Raw genomic sequence first — 17670 nt, forward strand, 5'->3', positions numbered from 1 at the left:
GATTGAGCCGGAGTTGCCAAGATGATTTCCAGTCTAGTCGAGATGTCGGTCCGCAACCGCATCCTCGTCCTGTTCCTAACGGCGGCGGTCGCGATCTGGGGAACCATCAACCTCCTCAATCTGCCGATCGACGCGGTGCCGGACATCACGAACAACCAAGTCCAGATCAACACAGTCGATCCGACGCTCTCTCCGCTCGATGTCGAACGCCTGGTTACCTACCCAGTCGAGGTCTCACTTGCCGGCATTCCGGGGCTGGAATCGACCCGCTCAATCTCGCGCAACGGCTTCTCGCAGGTTACCGCGATCTTCAGCGACAGCACCGACGTCTACTTCGCCCGCCAGCAGGTCGCCGAGCGGCTCACCACAGTGCGCAACAACCTGCCCGCAACGGCCGAGCCCTCGATGGGCCCGGTCTCGACCGGTCTGGGCGAGGTGTTGATGTGGACGGTGAGCTACGCGGACCGAACGCGGGAAACGGGACGCACCGGACCGGGCTGGCAGGCCGACGGCTCCTATCTCACGCCCGAGGGCGAGCGTCTGACCGACGACGTCTCGCGCGCGGCCTATCTGCGCACTTTGCAGGACTGGGTCATCGCCCCGCAGATTCGCAACGTGGACGGCATGGCAGGCGTCGATTCCATCGGGGGGTATGCGCGCCAGTTCGTGGTGACGCCGTCATCGACGCGTATGGCGTCCTTCGGCATTGGTTTCGACGAACTCGCGAGCGCGCTGGAAAGCATCAACCTGTCGGTCGGCGCCAACTACGTCCAGCGGGGCGGCGAAGCGTTTCTGGTGCGCTCCGACGCGCGCTTCCGCACGATTGAGGAAATCGAGGACGCTATCATCGCGCGTCGCGAAGGGATCCCGGTACACGTGCGCGACGTCGCCAGCGTGCAGAACGGAGGCGATCTGCGTACTGGCGCCGCCTCCAAGGATGGCGAGGAAGCGGTCGTAGGAACGGCCCTGATGCTTCTGGGCGAGAACAGCCGGTCCGTGGCTGCTGCTGCGGGCGATCGCCTCGCCGAACTTGCGCCGACCATGCCGCCCGACATCGAACTCGATGTCGTGCTCGACCGGTCCAAGCTCGTCAACGCGACGATCGCCACGGTCGAGAAAAATCTGACCGAGGGTGCGCTCCTGGTGATCGCGTCGCTATTTTTGCTGCTCGGAAATTTCCGCGCTGCTGTGATCACCGCGCTCGTCATTCCCCTGTCCTTCCTGATGATGGCGATCGGCATGAACCGGGTCGGTGTCTCGGGCAACCTGATGAGTTTGGGCGCCCTCGACTTCGGCCTGATCGTCGATGGCAGTGTGATCATCGTCGAGAACTTCCTGCGCCGGGTCAGCGAACGCCAGCATGAGGAAGGACGCCTGCTCGCACTCGGTGAGCGGCTCGAGGAGGTCATCGCGTCGACCAGAGAGATGATCCGACCGTCTTTATTCGGACAAGCGATTATCCTGCTCGTGTTTGTCCCGCTGCTCACCTTCCAGGGCGTGGAAGGCAAGACCTTCTCGCCGATGGCCATCACGGTGATGCTCGCACTCCTCTCAGCGTTCGTCATCTCGCTGACGTTGGTCCCGGCCCTCCTCGCACTCCTGATCCGCGGCAAGGTTGCCGAAAAGGAAGTACGCCTGGTCGCGTGGCTTAAGGCCAAGTACGAGCCGGCGCTGCGCAAGGCGCTGGCCTGGCCCAAACGAGCGGCGCTAGCGGGGTTCGGCGTGTTTGCGTTCTCGCTGGTCGTCTTTGGTTTCATTGGCAGCGAGTTCATGCCGCAGCTCGACGAGCAGGATCTGTCGATCCAGTCGATCCGGATTCCCTCGACCTCGCTCGATCAGTCGCTCGAAATGCAGCTTGGTATCGAGAAGACGGTCACGGCATTTCCCCAGGTCGATTACATCTATTCGAAGACAGGAACGGCCGAGGTCGCCAGCGATCCCATGCCGCCCAACATCTCGGATGCGTTCGTCATCCTCAAGCCGCGCGACGAATGGCCGGATCCCGACCTGTCGAAGCCGGAATTGATCGAACAGATGGAGCAGGCGATCTCGAAGCGCATCGGCAGCGACTTCCAATTCAGTCAGCCGATCGAGATGCGCTTCAACGAGTTGATCGCCGGCGTGCGCGGCGACATCGCGGTCAAGATCTTCGGCGACGACCTGGAGCAGCTAACCGCTGCTGCCAACCAGCTGGCAGCGATCTTTTCGGGGATCGATGGTGCGACCGAAGTCTCAGTAGAACAGACCGAAGGGTTTCCAACGCTCGACATCGAATTCAACAGGGCAGCCATCGCCGCGCATGGCCTGACCGTCGATGAAGTGGCGGCGACCGTTTCCTCCGCCTTGGGGGGAGCCGAAAGCGGTCTCGTCTTCCAGGGCGACCGGCGGTTCGACATCGTGGTTCGCCTGCCGGACGAGGTGCGCAACGATCTCGATGCGATCGGGGCGCTTCCGGTGATGCTCCCAGAAGAGGGGGTAGGCGAACGCCGGTCGGTTCCCTTGCGCTCGCTCGCAAGCCTCAAGGAGGTTGAGGGGCTGAACCAGATCAGCCGCGAAAACGGCAAGCGGCGAGTCGTGGTGCAGCTGAACGTCCGCGGGCGCGACGTCAGCTCGGTCGTGGCCGAGGCGAAGCAGAAGATCGCGCAACAGGTTCAGCTGCCCTCGGGTGCCTATCTCGAGTGGGGCGGGCAGTACGAGAACCTCCAGGCCGCGCAGGCGCGGATCGGCGTGGTCGTTCCCATCGTGGGCCTGGTTATCTTTGGCCTTCTCGTCATGGCGCTCGGCAATCTGCGCATGGCGACGGCCGTTTTCGTCACGGTCCCGCTCGGGATCGCCGGGGGGATATTCTCGCTGGCGCTGACCGGACTCCCGTTCTCGATCTCGGTCGCGGTAGGCTTCATCGTTCTTGCCGGTGTGGCGGTGCTCAATGGACTCGTGATGATGACGAGCATGCAGGGCCGATTGCGCGAAGGGATGTCGCTCGATGACTCCATCTATGGCGGTGCCGTCGAGCGATTCCGGGCAGTGCTGATGACCGCGATCGTGCCCTCGCTCGGCTTCGTGCCGATGGCGCTTGCGACCGGAACCGGCGCTGAAGTGCAGAAGCCGCTCGCGATCGTTGTGATCGGCGGTCTCATCACGGCCACAATCCTTACCCTGTTCGTCCTGCCGGCGGTGACACGCCTAATCCTGGCACGGCAGGGCGACGGGGGAGCGCGATGGGATCTTCGCAAATGGATGCCCACGCTGCCGACTTTCGGCCCTCTCGCGCGCTGGCGGCGACGGGGCGCAGTGTGATCGTCTTTTGCCGAGTGAAGATTGAAGGAGAGCATCGATGACGCAGACCAAATCCATGCTGATGCGGATTTATACCGATGAGGCAGCGATGCACGGCGACGAAGAAGCCGTGCACGTCGTAGTCGGCAGGGCGCGACAGGCGGGCCTGGCCGGGGCGACCGTGCTGCGCGGTCGGCTCGGCTTCGCTTCGGGTTCGGCGGTGCATCGGCACTACTCGCTGGGAATCGGCGATAATCCGCCGATGGTCATCGAGCTCGTCGACCGCGAAGACCGGCTGCGCGATTTCGTCCCGCAACTCGCGGATATGCACGGCATCGGGCTCATCACTCTCGAGGCGGTGGAAATCCTTTTCGCCGCCGACCATCCCCGCAAACGCGAGGCCTGAATGAGCCAACGCCAGATAGCAAGCGAACTCGTGGCCGCCTTCTGCGCCGACTCCACGTCCATCCAGTTTGGGAGCGGGGGACAGCTGGATGCGGCGCGTTCGCCCCGGACACAATTGTGCTCGGCTCCACTCAAGACGCGGCCTTCGCGGCTGTTCTTGCGCGAAGCTCCTAAGGTTCAAGAATGACACCGCCACAGACCTTCGAACAATCTCCCGCGCCCGAATGCGGCACCCCCGGCGCGCCGCCGCCCGATCAGGGCCACGACGAGCACGAGCACGATCACGATCACGATCACGCACATGGCGGCCCGCTCGGCGCGAACTCGGAACTGATATTTGCGCTCATTTGCGGCGGCCTGCTCGCTATCGGCTTCGCCATCGACAAGCTCGTGGCTGATGCGCCCGGGTGGTCACCCACCGCGCTTTACCTCGCAGCCTATTTCTTCGGCGGCTTCTTCACCGTGCGCGAGGCGGTCGACAATCTGAAGCAGCGCAAGTTCGAGATCGACACGCTGATGCTCGTTGCGGCCGCGGGGGCCGCTGCGCTCGGCGCGTTCGCCGAAGGTGCGCTTCTGCTGTTCCTGTTCAGCCTTGGCCACGCGCTCGAACACTACGCCATGGGCCGCGCGAAGCGCGCGATCGAGGCGCTTGCCGAACTCGCTCCGAAAACCGCCACCGTGCGCGGTGACGATGGCGAACTTCGCGAAGTTCCTGTCGAGGAGCTGACGGTTGGCGCGATTGTCGTGGTCAGGCCCGACGAGCGGGTTCCCTCGGACGGGTTCATCGTCAAGGGCATCACCGCGATCAACCAGGCCCCGGTGACCGGGGAAAGCATGCCGGTCGACAAGCGCTTCGTGATGAACGACGAGGCCGCGCGCGCCGACCCGGACGGGCTCGATGCCGCCTATCGGGTCTTCGCCGGGACCATCAACGGCAGCGGCATGATCGAGATCGAAGTGACCCGCCTTTCGAGCGAGACGACGCTCGCCAAGGTGGTGAAGATGGTGAGCGAGGCCGACACGCGGAAATCTCCGACGCAGCGCTTCACCGATCGCTTCGAGCGGATCTTCGTGCCTGCCGTGCTGGCGCTCGCGGTGCTGCTCCTGTTTGCCTGGGTGGTCGTCGACGAGCCGTTTCGCGACAGCTTTTACCGGGCCATGGCGGTGCTCGTCGCGGCCAGTCCCTGCGCGCTCGCGATTGCCACGCCCAGCGCGGTCCTTTCGGGAATTGCGCGCGCCGCGCGGGGCGGTGTGCTGATCAAAGGCGGAGCCCCACTCGAACTGTTGGGATCGCTCGACGTGATCGCGTTCGACAAGACAGGCACGCTGACCATGGGTGAGCCACGCATCCAGGAGATCGTGCCCGCAGCGGGCGTGACTAAAGAAGAGTTGATGGGGGTTGCGGTCGCCGTCGAAAGCCTGAGCGATCACCCGCTTGCGCGAGCAATCGCGGAACACGGCCGCGAGCACGTGGGCGATAGTCCCATCCCCCGCGCCACGGGACTTGAAAGCCTGACCGGCCGGGGTGTTTCGGCGAAGATCGACGGCGAGAATGTCATCATCGGCAAGGCCGAGATGTTCGGCGTCGAGGGGCTCGCCCCATTGTCCGCGGACATGGAGGCGGCAATCGATCGGCTGCGCCGGGCCGGTCAGACAAGCGTGGCCGTGCGCATGGGCGGGCGCGATCTCGGCGCGATCGGTCTGATGGACACCCCGCGGGGACCCGCCAGGGATGCTCTGATGCGATTGCGTGCGCTCGGCATCAAGCGCATGATCATGATCTCGGGCGATCATCAGCGGGTCGCTGATGCGGTCGCCGCCGAGGTCGGCATCGATGAGGCGCGCGGCGATCTTCTCCCCGAAGACAAGGTCGAAGTCATCAAGGCCATCCGCGACACCACGAGGGTCGCGATGGTCGGCGACGGCGTGAACGACGCCCCGGCGATGGCGAACGCCACCGTCGGCATCGCCATGGGTGCGGCCGGATCGGATGTTGCGCTGGAAACGGCCGATGTCGCACTGATGGCCGACGACCTGGCGCATCTCCCCTTTGCGGTCGGCCTCAGCAGGCGCACGAAATCCATCATTCGACAGAACGTCTATGTAAGCCTCGGCGTCGTCGCCGTGCTGGTGCCGGCGACAATTCTCGGCCTCGGGATCGGTCCCGCGGTCGCGATGCACGAAGGTTCGACCCTGGTCGTGGTGTTCAACGCGCTCCGACTGCTTGCCTATCGTGATGGGCCGCGACACCGCCCACCCGGTGTCTGAAAAGGAAAAGTCAAACAGCCTGCGAGGTTTGAATATGTTGGAACTAACCGAAGAAGACCGCATCCTTGTCATCAGAGCGGGCGGCAAACTCACCCTGGCGGATTATGATCGCTTCGTGCCCGCCTTCGAAGAAGCAGCCGCGCGCGGGGCGGGGCGCCTTCCGATGCTGATTGAATTGGATGACGACTTTGCCGGTTGGGATCTGGGCGGGCTCTGGCGCGATCTGAAGTTCGACGTGAAACACAAGGACAGCTTTGGGCGGATCGCTGTCGTTGGCCACAAGAGATGGGAGGAGTGGGGAACCAAGCTGTCGAATCCCCTCTTCCCTTCTGCAAAGATGCGCTTTTTCGAACGCGAGGAGCGAGCACAGGCGAAGCGGTGGCTGGAGACTTGAAAGGGGCAATGCGATGACCGATGATGCGGAATTCGACTTGGCTTCGGCGGACAAGCGCCGGACATTGTGGATCGTTCTGTGGCTCAACGTCGCGATCGCGGTCGGCTTCTTCGTTGGTGGCTATTTTGCGGACTCGAACGCACTTCTCGCCAATGGTCTCGATAACTCCTCGGATGCCATCGTCTACGGCCTCAGCCTCCTTGCGTTGTCGCGGTCGGGAAGCTGGAAGCGCGGCGCCGCGCGTTTTTCAGGGATCATGCTCCTGATATTCGCCGGCGGCGTCATTGCCGACGCCGTCCGACGTTACCTGGAGGGATCCGATCCCGGCGGCATCCTGATGATTGCGATGGCAGCTATAGCGGGGATCGTGAACCTCTATTGCCTCCGCCTGCTGCAGAAAATGCAGCACAAGGATGTCAACCTGCGCGCGGCGACCACATTCAGCTTCAACGATTTCATCTCCAACGGCGGCATCATCATTGCCGGTATCATTGTGATGATCACGGGCGCGAACTGGCCCGATCTCTTGGTGGGCGTCGCGGTCGCCGGCATCGCGTTATACGGCGGGATCGATATCCTCCGGGATGCGCACTCCGACAAACATGACGAGGAAAGAGCGAACCGCCAGAGCGACGGGCGGTGATTGGAAGGTTTTCACCCAGGCCCGTCGCGACGTTAAGCCATCCGAATTGTATCCAGGCCGTTGCGACATGCCGACATGAAGCTTCGACGCGGCGTCGCTGCGAAACGGCGTTCTCTGCATGACCTTGGTCGATCTTATTATCGCTTCCGAAGGACTTTCGCACGTCCTGACCGTAGGCATCCTCATGGCAGTGATTGCAGGGGCGACCGTTCTGTGCGTCCGCGGCCTTCTGTTGTCGCAGCCTGCCGGGGATCTGGCCGCCTTCCTGTCGGCGGGGTTTGCCCTGGGTCTCGCTCTTATTCTTCTTTTCGAACTCGCCAGCGAGAAGGCCCTCGGACCGCCGGAAACCCTGGCCATGTTGGCGGGAGGCCTGAGCTTCGCCGCGTGTCTTGGTTTGGATCCATCAAAATGGCTCACTCGGAACCGTATGGCGAACGAGGGGCCGACGGATCGGCAATATGGCTGGCGCAAGAACTTTCGAACCGCGGCGCTGGCACTCGCCGGTGGGCTCATTTTTGGAACCGCCGCCATCGCGTCGCGCGACGTCGAACTAAAAATTGCAATCGGCCTTGCCATGGCCTGGGCAGTTTTGTGGCCAAAGATTCCAGACATATCCGTAACCCCAAACGGTGCCAAAAGGAAGCTTGGCCTCAACTTCGCGATTGCTTCAATTCTGTTTCTCGGCGGGGCACTCGGAACATATTCCTTGCTCAAATTGCTAACCCCCGAGGTGGTGACGGCGTTGCTCGCATTCGAGGCGGGATCCCTCATGGTCGGGGCTTTCGGTCTTGTTGATCAAACGAAATCCGCCGCTCCCAGACTTGGGCGTGGTCTTTCAGTCCTGATTGCCAGCCTTGCTGCCCTGATGCTGCTCGCCGAGGGGATCGAGGCCGTTTTGCCGCCTCAAGCCTCCGGTTCGTTTGGTCATCCGTCTCCATCGGCGGCCGTCGAAGTCACCTCCTTTTTTTGTATGGAAACCATCTGCTGGCCGAACCCCATCGTCATTTCGTTCATGGCCGTCAGAGTCATTCCCTCCGACGTGCAACGTCTGAGCGAGAGGCACATCCGTTCTCGCGGTCGGGATCAGCGTCCTATAGACCGTTCGTTCGCGGTATCCTTTCGGGTGGGGCGTTCCGCGAGATCGCCGATTCAGCGAGGAAGATAACCCATGAAAGCCTCTGACCTCTTTGTCGCCGCGCTCGAGGCCGAGGGGGTCGAGTACATCTTCGCCGTTCCGGGCGAGGAGAATCTCGATTTGCTCGAATCCCTGCGTACGTCCTCGATTCAACTGGTGGTCACTCGCCACGAACAAGGCGCGGGCTTCATGGCTGCGACATATGGGCGGCTGACCGGCAAGGCGGGCGTTTGCCTGGCGACCCTCGGGCCTGGTGCGACAAACCTTACCACACCTGCCGCTTATGCGGCGCTCGGGGCTTTCCCCCTCATCATCATCACCGGGCAGAAACCAATCAAGACGTCGAAGCAGGCACAATTCCAGATCGTGGATGTGGTTTCGCTGTTTAGGCCTTTGTGCAAGGCATCAACGCAGATCGTGAACGGGAACCGTATTCCTTCGCTGGTCCGCGAGGGGTTTCGCCTGGCCCAAGAGGAGCGACCTGGCGCCGTTCTGCTAGAGTTGCCGGAGGACATTGCTGAGGAAGATACGATCGAGCCGATCATACCACCGCACGATCGGCGTTATGCTGTCGCCGGAGACGCGGTGCTTGATGAAGCGGCAAAGCGCATTCTAGCCGCCGAACGGCCTCTGCTATTGATCGGCGCGGGCGCGAACCGCTGGCGCGCTTCGAAGGCGCTGCGGCGATTTGTGGCACAAACTGGATTTCCATTCTTTGATACCCAGATGGGCAAAGGCGTCGTGGATGAGAACAGCGAGCTTTATCTCGGGACAGCCGCTCTGTCATCGGGTGATTATGTCCACTGCGCGATCGAGAAGGCCGATCTGATCGTCAACATCGGGCACGATGTGGTGGAGAAACCGCCCTTCTTCATGGAGCCCGACGGTCAGACTGTCATTCACATCAATTACAAGGCAGCTGAGGTCGACCAGGTCTATTTTCCCCAACTCGAGGTCATCGGCGACATCGCCGGATCGGTCGAGCGATTGGGGAAACGCCTCGATGGCAAGCTGAATTGCGACCGGAGCTATTACACGGCCCTCCACAAGGAAATCGCATCTCACCTTCGGGAGACGAGTGATGACGATCGGTTCCCCATGGTGCCTCAGCGTGTGGTGGCCGACGTTCGCAGTGTGATGGCGCGCCACGATATCGTCGCGCTGGACAACGGCATCTACAAGATCTGGTTCGCACGCAACTACATCGCGCACGAGCCGGGGACCATTCTCCTCGACAACGCTCTGGCGACGATGGGCGCGGGACTGCCGTCAGCGATGATGGCAGCCATGCTGTCGCCCGGACGGCGAGTCCTGGCAGTGTGCGGAGACGGCGGATTCATGATGAACTCGCAGGAACTCGAAACCGCCGTCCGGCTCGCGCTCGATCTCGTCGTTCTGGTTCTGAATGATGCGGCCTACGGCATGATACGCTGGAAGCAGGACCAGCTCGGTTTTCCTGATTATGGTCTGACTTTCGCCAACCCCGATTTCGTAACTTATGCAAAGAGCTATGGGGCGACCGGCCACCGGATCGAACAAAGCTCGCAGCTCATCCCCGTGTTGGATGCCGCGTTCAAGGCAGGCGGCGTCCATCTGGTCGATCTCCCGGTCGATTATTCCGAAAACAATAAGGTTCTCATCGACGAACTGGGCGCGAAGGTCTGCGACCTATGAAAAAAACGACCGTACACAACCCGTTCGACCGCGAACCCATCGCCGAAGTGCCACTCGCCCAATGGCCTGAAATCGATGGCTGGCTGAACGATGCGACATCGCTCCACAGCGACCGCAGCGCATGGCTTCCGGTGTATGATCGTATCGCCATCCTTCGGCGGGCAGGCGGAATCATGGCCGAACGCGCCGAAGAGCTTGCGCTTCAGATTGTCCGCGAGGGCGGCAAGCCTCTGGCCGATGCCCGTGTGGAAACCGAGCGCGCGGTCAACAGACGTCTAACTGTGGGTTCAGGTGCAGTTCGATGGGGGCAGCTGCGAGATCCCCATGGATCTTACCCCGGCCGGTGCGGGGCGGACGGCGTACACGTTCTGCGAGCCGATCGGTCCTGTCGTTGCAATCTCGGCTTTCAATCACCCTCTCAACCTGATCGTCCAGTTTGGACCCGCGGTCGCCGCAGGTTGTCCTGTCCTCATCAAGCCCGCGTTGGAAACGCCCTTGTCATGTCGAAGCTTCGTAAACATTCTTCATGAAGCAGGTTTGCCCGATGGTGGCGCGCTCTTTCCGTGGCTGGGCAATCGTCGCACAAGCGAAACGAAAAGGCCGGCGGTCCGCGACTGAAAATTTCGGGCGAGGGCGAACGCGGCGGTGGCGTGTCAGGCGACACAGCCTGGAAAGACGGGTCTTAGCGAATGCAGGCGCTCCTCTACACCCTTGTGCCGCTCGTCGCCGTGATTGCCGGGGCTGCCTACGCGAGTTGGCGCCGGCCCGGTCCGGCCTTCACCGCAGGCGTTCAACACCTGGCGGCAGGGGTCGTCTTTGCGGCGGCGGCGGGCGAAATTCTCCCGGCCCTCAAGCATACCGTCTCGCCCGTCGCAGTCCTGATCGGCGGCGCCCTCGGCGTCGTGCTCATGCTGGCGATCAAGCGCATTGGCGAGAAGTTCGAAGGGCCGCTGGCGCTGACGACGCTCATCGGGGTCGATCTCTTCATCGACGGACTGGTGCTGGGAATCGGCTTTACTGCCGCGCTGCAAACTGGTCTGCTTCTCACAATTGCGTTATCCCTCGAGGTCCTGTTCATCGGTGTCGCGCTTGCTCTCGGCCTTGCTGGCCGGGGCTGGCGCACCGGCAAACTGCTGCTGACAGTGACTGCCGTCGGACTGCTTCTGCCGCTGGGAACCCTCGCTGGGACGGCCGCCGCTGTTCTGCCCACGGCCGTTCTGACGGGCCTGTTCGCCTTCGGACTCATTGCGCTGCTCTATCTGGTGACCGAGGAATTGCTGGTTGACGCGCACGAGTCACCCGAAGGGCCTTTGGTCGCGTCGATGTTCTTCGTCGGATTTCTTCTCTTGCTGATGTTGGAAGAGGCGATGACGGTCTAGTCGAATTTCCGCTTGCCCTCTCGCGCGCCGCCTGCGCGCTCGCTTCGCCAATCACCGCATGAAGCGCTAGGGCGCTCTTGACGGAGAAGTGAGCGTCGCAACCGGAGCGCAATCCGAAGCGCCTACGCAGTACCCGACGGGCTGGAGTTCGACCGGATCGTTGCCGTTCTCGAAAATCAGAAAGGTATCGAAAGCGTCCACCACGTTCATGTCTGGAACCTTGGCGAGCATCATCGTGCGCTTGAGACGCACGTCGTCCTATCGTCAACCTCGCTAGATGCTTTCGAGGACCTCAAGGTTCAACTGCGAAGCCTTCTTGCCGAACGGTTCGCAATTGGACATGCGTCTTTCGAGGCGTGCCGAGCGCCAGGTTGCGATAATGCGCTTGTCCCCGAGCACCGCGTTCCCTGGATGGCAAATGAAAATGAAATCCGCAGGCGCTGACTGTCGCAGGTTCCCCTGATCGTCAGGGGCCATGCGAAGCGGCAAGAGTATCGATTATCCTGCAATCGCTGATGGTATACTGTTCACAGCTTGCGATCATGCGCGAGAGTTCATCGCGCATGACCTGCAGGGCGGCAATCTTTCGTTCTACCTGATCAAGATGCGCACGCGCCAATGAATCGACCTCAGCGCAAGATCGATCGTCCTCGTTCGATAACTCGAGCAGTTCGCGGACATCCGGCATCGAAAAGCCGAGATCGCGCGCCCGGCGAATGAAGGTCAATGTCGCCGCCTCGTCAGGTCCGTAATCGCGATAGTTGGATCGGGTGCGGGGCGGGGCAGTTAAAATGCCTTCGCGCTCATAGAAGCGGATCGTCTCCGCCTTGACGCCGGTTTTGCGCGCGACCTCACCAATTCTCATACCATCATCCCCAATCGCTTGACCTTGTAGTGGCTACAAGGTGCATAGGCGGTCTTGAAACCAGGAGTCGAGTGGATGGCGAAGAATTGTTGCGATGCCGCCGATGTCGGCGATGCCCATAACGATCCGCAATGGCGCCGGATCCTGTGGGTGGCCCTCGCTCTCAACGCCATCATGTTCGCTGTTGAGATCGTGGCCGGGATAGCAGCTGATTCGCGCGCACTGCAGGCCGATGCCCTCGATTTTCTCGGCGATTCGGCCAATTACGCCATCAGTCTCGGAGTTGCCGGAATGGCTATTGCATGGCGCGCACGCGCGGCCCTTGCGAAAGCAGCGACCATGCTGGCTTTCGGCGTGTGGGTGCTCGGCTCGGCCATCTGGGGTTTCTTTGTCGAGGCGTCGCCCGAGCCTGGAACGATGGGCGCCATCGGTTCTCTTGCTCTGGCGGTAAATCTCGCCGTCGCCGCGATGCTGTTCCGGTATCGCTCGGGCGATGCGAACATGCGCTCGGTGTGGATCTGTTCGCGCAACGACGCGATCGGTAATATCGCCGTGCTGGCGGCAGCGATTGGCGTTTTCGGCACCGGCCGTGCGTGGCCCGATCTGGTTGTGGCGAGCATCATGGCAGGACTGGCGGTGTGGGGAAGTGCCGAGGTCTTCAAACAGGCACGTGGCGAACTGCGCTCTACCTAAACTTCAGAATATGCCCGCGATTGCGGATTGGGGGAAATACGTTTCCGTCTATACCCTGCTATTGCGAATTAATTGCACAAGTTATAGAGCTCCCTCATGCATCGCATCGTCTCCGCTACCGTCCATCCGGCACTGCGGCTCATTCTGCTGGCGCTTGCGCTGTGTCTGTCCGCCACCGCGAGCGCGGAAGAACCCGATGTGCGTACGACTTGGCGTCTGCTCGATTATATCGCTGTCGATTACTCCGCAGCGGTGTCGAACGGGCAGGTCATCGACGATTTTGAATACAGCGAAATGGTCGAGTTTTCTTCGACCGTCGGCGGTCAAATAGCGGCGCTCCCGGGTTCTTCGGCCAAACCTGGCCTCATCGCGATGTCGGTGGACCTGCGTCAGGCGATTGAGAAGAAAGCCTCGATCGAGCGCGTTTCCCGGCTGGCCCGTGCCTTGGGTGGATCGCTGTTGGAGGCGTACCCGGTTCCGCTGGCTCCCCGAAGCCCGCCAGATTTGTCTCGGGCAGCGTCGCTCTTTGCGCAAAACTGCGCCTCGTGTCACGGCGCCGCCGGAAGTGCGCCACCGGCCGCAATGCAGGCACTTGATCCCCCGCCGATCGACTTCACCGATATCGACCGGGCACGGCAGCGCAGTGCGTTCGGGCTTTACCAGGTCATCACGCAGGGGCTTGAAGGAACGTCCATGGCCAGCTTCGCATCGCTGTCCGACGAGGATCGCTGGGCGCTTGCATTCTATGCCGGCAGCATTGCTTTTGAAGATGTGGCCAAAGGCGAGCGTATCTGGCGGGAAGATGATGGCATACGCCAGCTTGTCCCCGATCTCGAGACGCTCGCCGCGCTCACGCCGGAAAGTCTGGCCGACCAGATCGGCGAGGACCGCGCGCTCGCTCTCATGGCCTATCTTCGCGCCAATCCCGATGCGGTGGGACAGGCAAATGACGCAGGTTCGCTCGCCTTCGTTCGCGATACGCTCGATCGCAGCCTGTCAGCTTATCGGGCTGGCGACCGAGAGGAAGCGCGGCAGCTTGCCCTGTCTGCCTATCTCGACGGGTTTGAACCCCTGGAGGCCCTCCTGGCAACGCGCGATGGCGGTTTGATGCGGGAGGTAGAACAGGCGCTCGGGCAATTCCGGGCCGGAATAGAGTCCGGTGCGAATCCATCCGAACTACAGCAACTAAGGGCTCGCATCGATAGTCTGCTGGCAAGAACCGAGGAAGCGTTGGCTCCTGAGGCGGCCAGCGAAATCTCGACCTTTCTCGGGGCGTTCACCATCCTGCTGCGCGAGGGGATCGAAGCACTTCTGGTTGTGATCGCCATGATCGCCTTTGTGAAAAAGTCGCAGCGCTCCGAGGTATTGCCCTATATCCATGGTGGGTGGATCGCTGCTCTTTTCGCAGGTGTCGCCACCTGGGTCGTAGCAACCTACTTCGTGAGCATCAGCGGGGCGAGCCGCGAGATGACCGAAGGGATCGGCGCGCTGCTTGCGGCTGTCATTCTCGTATCGGTCGGGATCTGGATGCACGGCAAATCCCAGGCCGAGGAGTGGCGGCGCTATATCCAGGAAAAAATGGGCAAGGCGCTTTCGCGCGGATCGGCATGGTTTCTCTTTGGTCTTGCATTCGTGGTCGTCTACCGGGAAGCGTTCGAGACTTTCCTGTTCTACGCTGCCCTGTGGAACCCGCAGAGCAGCGGCATCATACTGGCAGGTGCCTTGTCCGCAGTAGCGCTGCTGGCGCTCATTGCATGGGCCATGCTGCGCTACAGCCGCAAACTGCCGATCACCCAGTTCTTCCGCTACAGTGCTATCCTGATTGCGATCCTTGCGGTCATTCTCGCGGGCAAGGGCGTGGGCGCTTTCCAGGAGGCCGGAGTTCTTTCCGCCACTTTCATTGCCGGCTTGCCGCGCCTCGCCGAACTCGGCTTCTTCCCGACTGTCGAGACGATCGGCGCGCAATTGCTCACGCTGCTGGCCCTGATTGCCGGATTTCGGGTAAGTCGATCACCATCGGGACCGCAGCCGGCAGCTGTCGAGGGATAGGAGATCCCGGTTTGCGATCAGCGGGGTCCGGTGCCGAGACGGCGCGCGAGCCACAAGGTGGCCGTGGGAACCGCGACCCACATCACGATCGGTACCAGGCCGATTTTGGTCCCGGGCACAACCGGCATGATTGCACTATAGGACCACCCCCAGTCGGCACCGACAGCCAGCACTTCGACCATGGCAGTAATGGCCAGGCCGATTCCCAGGAACACGACAAAACGCGAGATCGGCCAGTCTACGAGCCACGGCGTTTTACCACTGCCGACAGAGGCGCCGAGATAAGCGGCCACCATGATCCCGGCATCGCCGAACGAGGCCAGGCCGCAGCGACGTGCTGCCTCGGCAGGCGACAGACCTCCCGACTGGTAGAAAGGAAGCTGGAGCATCTCCCAGGCGAAAGCGATGAGAATTCCGAATATCGCGATCCAGAGGGCTGGATGAGCACCGCGCCATTCGCGCGATTCCTCAGAGATTTGGTCCTGATCCTGCATCGTCTGATTCGTCACTCCTGCGATCTCCGTCCCGTCCCCATCGCTCAGGTATCGAATTTGGGAAGAGCGAGGCCGCGCAGGCGCAGGGCGTTGCCGATCACCGATACCGAAGACAGGCTCATCGCTGCGGCCGCGATCATCGGGTTCAAGAGCAACCCGGTCCATGGATAGAGGACACCTGCTGCGACCGGTATGCCGAGCGCATTATACGCAAAGGCAAAGAACAGGTTCTGCCTGATGTTGCGCATAGTGGCCCGAGACAGGACGAGCGCCTGAACAACGCCGACGAGGTCGCCGCGCACCAGTGTCACGCCCGCGCTTTCGATCGCGACATCGGTACCCGTTCCCATCGCGATGCCGACATGCGAAGCGGCAAGCGCGGGTGCGTCGTTTATGCCGTCGCCGGCCATAGCGACCCGGCGACCCTCGCTCTTCAACTGCTCGATCTTGCGATGTTTGTCCTCGGGCGAGACGTTCGCTTCGACTTCGTCGATACCGACCTGGCTTGCTACCGCACGCGCGGTGGCTTCGCTGTCGCCGGTAAGCATCACGATCTTGATGCCGCGCTCATGCAACGCGGCAATAGCGGTGCGGCTGGTTGCCTTGATCGGATCGGCGACCGCGATAAGGCCTGCCGGTGCCCCGTCCACGGCCACGAACATCACCGTCTGTCCGAGGCTTCGGCCTTCGTCCGCCGTTGACCGCCAGCCTTCTTCGAGCGCCCCTATACGCTCCATCATCTTTTCATTCCCGATCGCGACCAGGCGCTTGTCGACATTTGCCTGGATACCTTCGCCGGTCACGGATTCGATATCGGAAGCGTCGAGAATGGCAGCGCCCCTGTTTTGAGCCCCTTCCACGATCGCGTGGGCGAGCGGATGCTCGCTTCCTCTCTCAACGGCAGCGACAAGGCTCAGCAATTCCTGCTCGTCGAAATTTGGCTGCGGTTTTACGTCGACAAGATCAGGCTTGCCCCGGGTCAGCGTTCCGGTCTTGTCGACGACCAGCGTATCGATCTTTTCCAGCGTTTCGAGCGCTTCGGCGTTCTTGATCAGGATCCCGTGCTGCGCGCCCTTGCCGGTACCGGTCATGATCGACATCGGCGTCGCCAGTCCGAGCGCGCAGGGACACGCGATGATCAGAACGGCGACCGCGTTGACGAGCGCGTAGGCAAGGGCCGGTGCCGGTCCCCAGATGGCCCAGACGACAAAACTCACGATAGCGACAAGGACGACGATGGGTACGAACCATCCGGTGACCTGGTCGGCGAGCCGCTGGATCGGTGCCCGGCTGCGCTGGGCCTCCGCGACCATCTGCACGATCTTCGAGAGCATGGTGTCCGCGCCGACCTGCGTCGCGCGCATGGTGAAGCTGCCGGTCTGGTTTACGGTGCCCCCGATCACGGGATCGCCCGCGCTTTTCTTGACGGGAATGGGTTCGCCACTGATCATGGATTCGTCGATGGCACTGCTTCCATCCTCGAGCGTGCCATCGACGGGGACCTTGTCGCCCGGACGCACGCGCAGCAGGTCCCCCGACGTCAATTCATCGAGCGGTACTTCGCGCTCGTCCCCGCGACCGAAGATCTTCATCGCGGTCGGGGGTGCGAGTTCGAGAAGCGCTCGCAAGGCGCTCGATGTCGATCCGCGCGCCTTGAGCTCGAGCACCTGCCCGAGCAGCACGAGGGTCGTGATAACCGCTGCGGCCTCGTAATAGACGCCGACCCGGCCCGCATGATCGCGGAATGCCTCGGGAAAGATGTCCGGGGCGAGGGTTGCCACAAGGCTGAACAGATAGGCGATGGCGACGCCGAAGCCGATCAGGGTGAACATGTTGAGGTTCATGGTCCGGACCGATTGCAGCGCGCGGGTGAAGAAGGGCCAGCCGCCCCAAAGCACCACCGGAGTTGCCAGCAGGAGCTGCAGCCACTGCGCGATAGCGGGTTCGATGACCTGATCGAACGGTCGCGACGGGATCATGTCGCCCATCGCATAGGCGAAGAGCGGCAGCGTGAAGAGCGCGCTCCACCAGAACCTTCGCCGCATGTCGACGAGTTCGGGATCGGGGCCCTCGTTCAGAGTGACCGTTTCGGGTTCGAGGGCCATCCCGCATATCGGGCAGGAGCCCGGCCCCGGCTGCCGGATCTCCGGATGCATCGGACAGGTGTATATGGTACCTTCCGGGACATCCTCGACAGCATCGAGGTGCGCCTTCGAAAGATACATCTCCGGATCCGCGCGGAACTTGTCGAGGCAGCGCGAGGAGCAGAAGTAATGGTCGCCACCCTTGTGTCGATCGATGAAGCGGGCGCCGTCCATCTTCACGCTCATTCCGCAAACGGGGTCGGTCGCAGTGCCCTCGATCGCATTGTGCCCATCGCTCATTTGTCGTTCTC

At 62.0% G+C, this 17670-nt stretch carries 15 protein-coding genes and 1 pseudogene; 13 read left to right on the plus strand and 3 right to left on the minus strand.

What is annotated here, in order from left to right; translation table 11 throughout:
* Nucleotides 1-21: 21 nt before the first annotated feature.
* The 11 genes and pseudogenes from D6858_RS06175 (at nucleotide 22) to D6858_RS16350 (ending at nucleotide 11618) form a co-directional block, all read left to right on the plus strand.
* Complete coding sequence (locus tag D6858_RS06175) at nucleotides 22-3297, plus strand: efflux RND transporter permease subunit (protein ID WP_084591927.1); 3276 nt, start codon at nucleotides 22-24, stop codon at nucleotides 3295-3297.
* 37 nt (nucleotides 3298-3334) lie between these two features.
* Nucleotides 3335-3682, plus strand: a complete 348-nt coding sequence (locus D6858_RS06180) for a DUF190 domain-containing protein (protein WP_039388633.1) — start codon at nucleotides 3335-3337, stop codon at nucleotides 3680-3682.
* Between the two features lie 182 nt (nucleotides 3683-3864).
* Entirely contained in the window at nucleotides 3865-5949 is a 2085-nt protein-coding gene (locus D6858_RS06190; protein WP_240623722.1) for a heavy metal translocating P-type ATPase, read from the plus strand.
* Nucleotides 5918-6343 carry a SpoIIAA family protein gene (locus D6858_RS06195; protein WP_240623723.1) on the plus strand — a complete coding sequence of 142 codons (426 nt, stop codon included), beginning with the start codon at nucleotides 5918-5920 and terminating at the stop codon, nucleotides 6341-6343. Before D6858_RS06190 ends, D6858_RS06195 begins: the two co-directional genes overlap by 32 nt.
* Nucleotides 6344-6356: 13 nt before the next feature.
* The gene (locus tag D6858_RS06200) at nucleotides 6357-6986 is read left to right on the plus strand and encodes a cation diffusion facilitator family transporter (protein WP_039388631.1); all 630 of its coding nucleotides are present in this window, start codon (nucleotides 6357-6359) and stop codon (nucleotides 6984-6986) included.
* A 118-nt stretch (nucleotides 6987-7104) separates the two neighbouring features.
* Nucleotides 7105-8151: a hypothetical protein gene (locus D6858_RS06205; RefSeq protein WP_039388630.1), complete on the plus strand. Its 1047-nt coding sequence runs from the start codon at nucleotides 7105-7107 to the stop codon at nucleotides 8149-8151.
* 3 nt (nucleotides 8152-8154) lie between these two features.
* On the plus strand, nucleotides 8155-9795 hold the full coding sequence (locus D6858_RS06210) for an acetolactate synthase large subunit (RefSeq protein WP_120108343.1): 1641 nt from the start codon (nucleotides 8155-8157) through the stop codon (nucleotides 9793-9795).
* Nucleotides 9792-10004 (plus strand): annotated as a pseudogene (locus tag D6858_RS16200) (aldehyde dehydrogenase family protein); the annotation flags it as partial. The gene D6858_RS06210 and the pseudogene D6858_RS16200, both read left to right, overlap by 4 nt.
* A 115-nt stretch (nucleotides 10005-10119) precedes the next feature.
* Nucleotides 10120-10413: an aldehyde dehydrogenase family protein gene (locus D6858_RS16205; protein WP_255352634.1), complete on the plus strand. Its 294-nt coding sequence runs from the start codon at nucleotides 10120-10122 to the stop codon at nucleotides 10411-10413.
* 71 nt (nucleotides 10414-10484) lie between these two features.
* Nucleotides 10485-11174, plus strand: a complete 690-nt coding sequence (locus D6858_RS06220) for a ZIP family metal transporter (protein WP_120108345.1) — start codon at nucleotides 10485-10487, stop codon at nucleotides 11172-11174.
* 141 nt (nucleotides 11175-11315) lie between these two features.
* On the plus strand, nucleotides 11316-11618 hold the full coding sequence (locus D6858_RS16350; protein WP_476718450.1) for a cation transporter dimerization domain-containing protein: 303 nt from the start codon (nucleotides 11316-11318) through the stop codon (nucleotides 11616-11618).
* A gap of 22 nt (nucleotides 11619-11640) precedes the next feature.
* Here the strand turns inward: D6858_RS16350 and D6858_RS06230 are convergent, their stop codons facing one another.
* Nucleotides 11641-12039: a MerR family transcriptional regulator gene (locus D6858_RS06230; RefSeq protein ID WP_039388626.1), complete on the minus strand. Its 399-nt coding sequence runs from the start codon at nucleotides 12037-12039 to the stop codon at nucleotides 11641-11643.
* A gap of 75 nt (nucleotides 12040-12114) precedes the next feature.
* On the opposite strand from D6858_RS06230, the gene D6858_RS06235 reads away from it, so the two are divergent.
* Both D6858_RS06235 and D6858_RS06240 read left to right on the plus strand, forming a co-directional pair.
* A complete protein-coding gene (locus D6858_RS06235; protein WP_039388625.1) occupies nucleotides 12115-12732 on the plus strand; it encodes a cation efflux transmembrane domain-containing protein in 618 nt (205 codons plus the stop codon).
* Nucleotides 12733-12828: 96 nt separating this feature from the next.
* Nucleotides 12829-14781 (plus strand): cytochrome c/FTR1 family iron permease, encoded by a 1953-nt coding sequence (locus D6858_RS06240; RefSeq protein ID WP_120108348.1) that lies wholly within the window; start codon nucleotides 12829-12831, stop codon nucleotides 14779-14781.
* A gap of 17 nt (nucleotides 14782-14798) precedes the next feature.
* Here the strand turns inward: D6858_RS06240 and D6858_RS06245 are convergent, their stop codons facing one another.
* Both D6858_RS06245 and D6858_RS06250 read right to left on the minus strand, forming a co-directional pair.
* A complete protein-coding gene (locus D6858_RS06245) occupies nucleotides 14799-15290 on the minus strand; it encodes a hypothetical protein (protein WP_240623724.1) in 492 nt (163 codons plus the stop codon).
* A 29-nt stretch (nucleotides 15291-15319) separates the two neighbouring features.
* A complete protein-coding gene (locus D6858_RS06250; RefSeq protein WP_120108353.1) occupies nucleotides 15320-17659 on the minus strand; it encodes a heavy metal translocating P-type ATPase in 2340 nt (779 codons plus the stop codon).
* Nucleotides 17660-17670: the final 11 nt, after the last annotated feature.

Origin of the sequence: Tsuneonella suprasediminis (assembly GCF_003605755.1) — a bacterium.
GTDB lineage: Bacteria > Pseudomonadota > Alphaproteobacteria > Sphingomonadales > Sphingomonadaceae > Tsuneonella > Tsuneonella suprasediminis.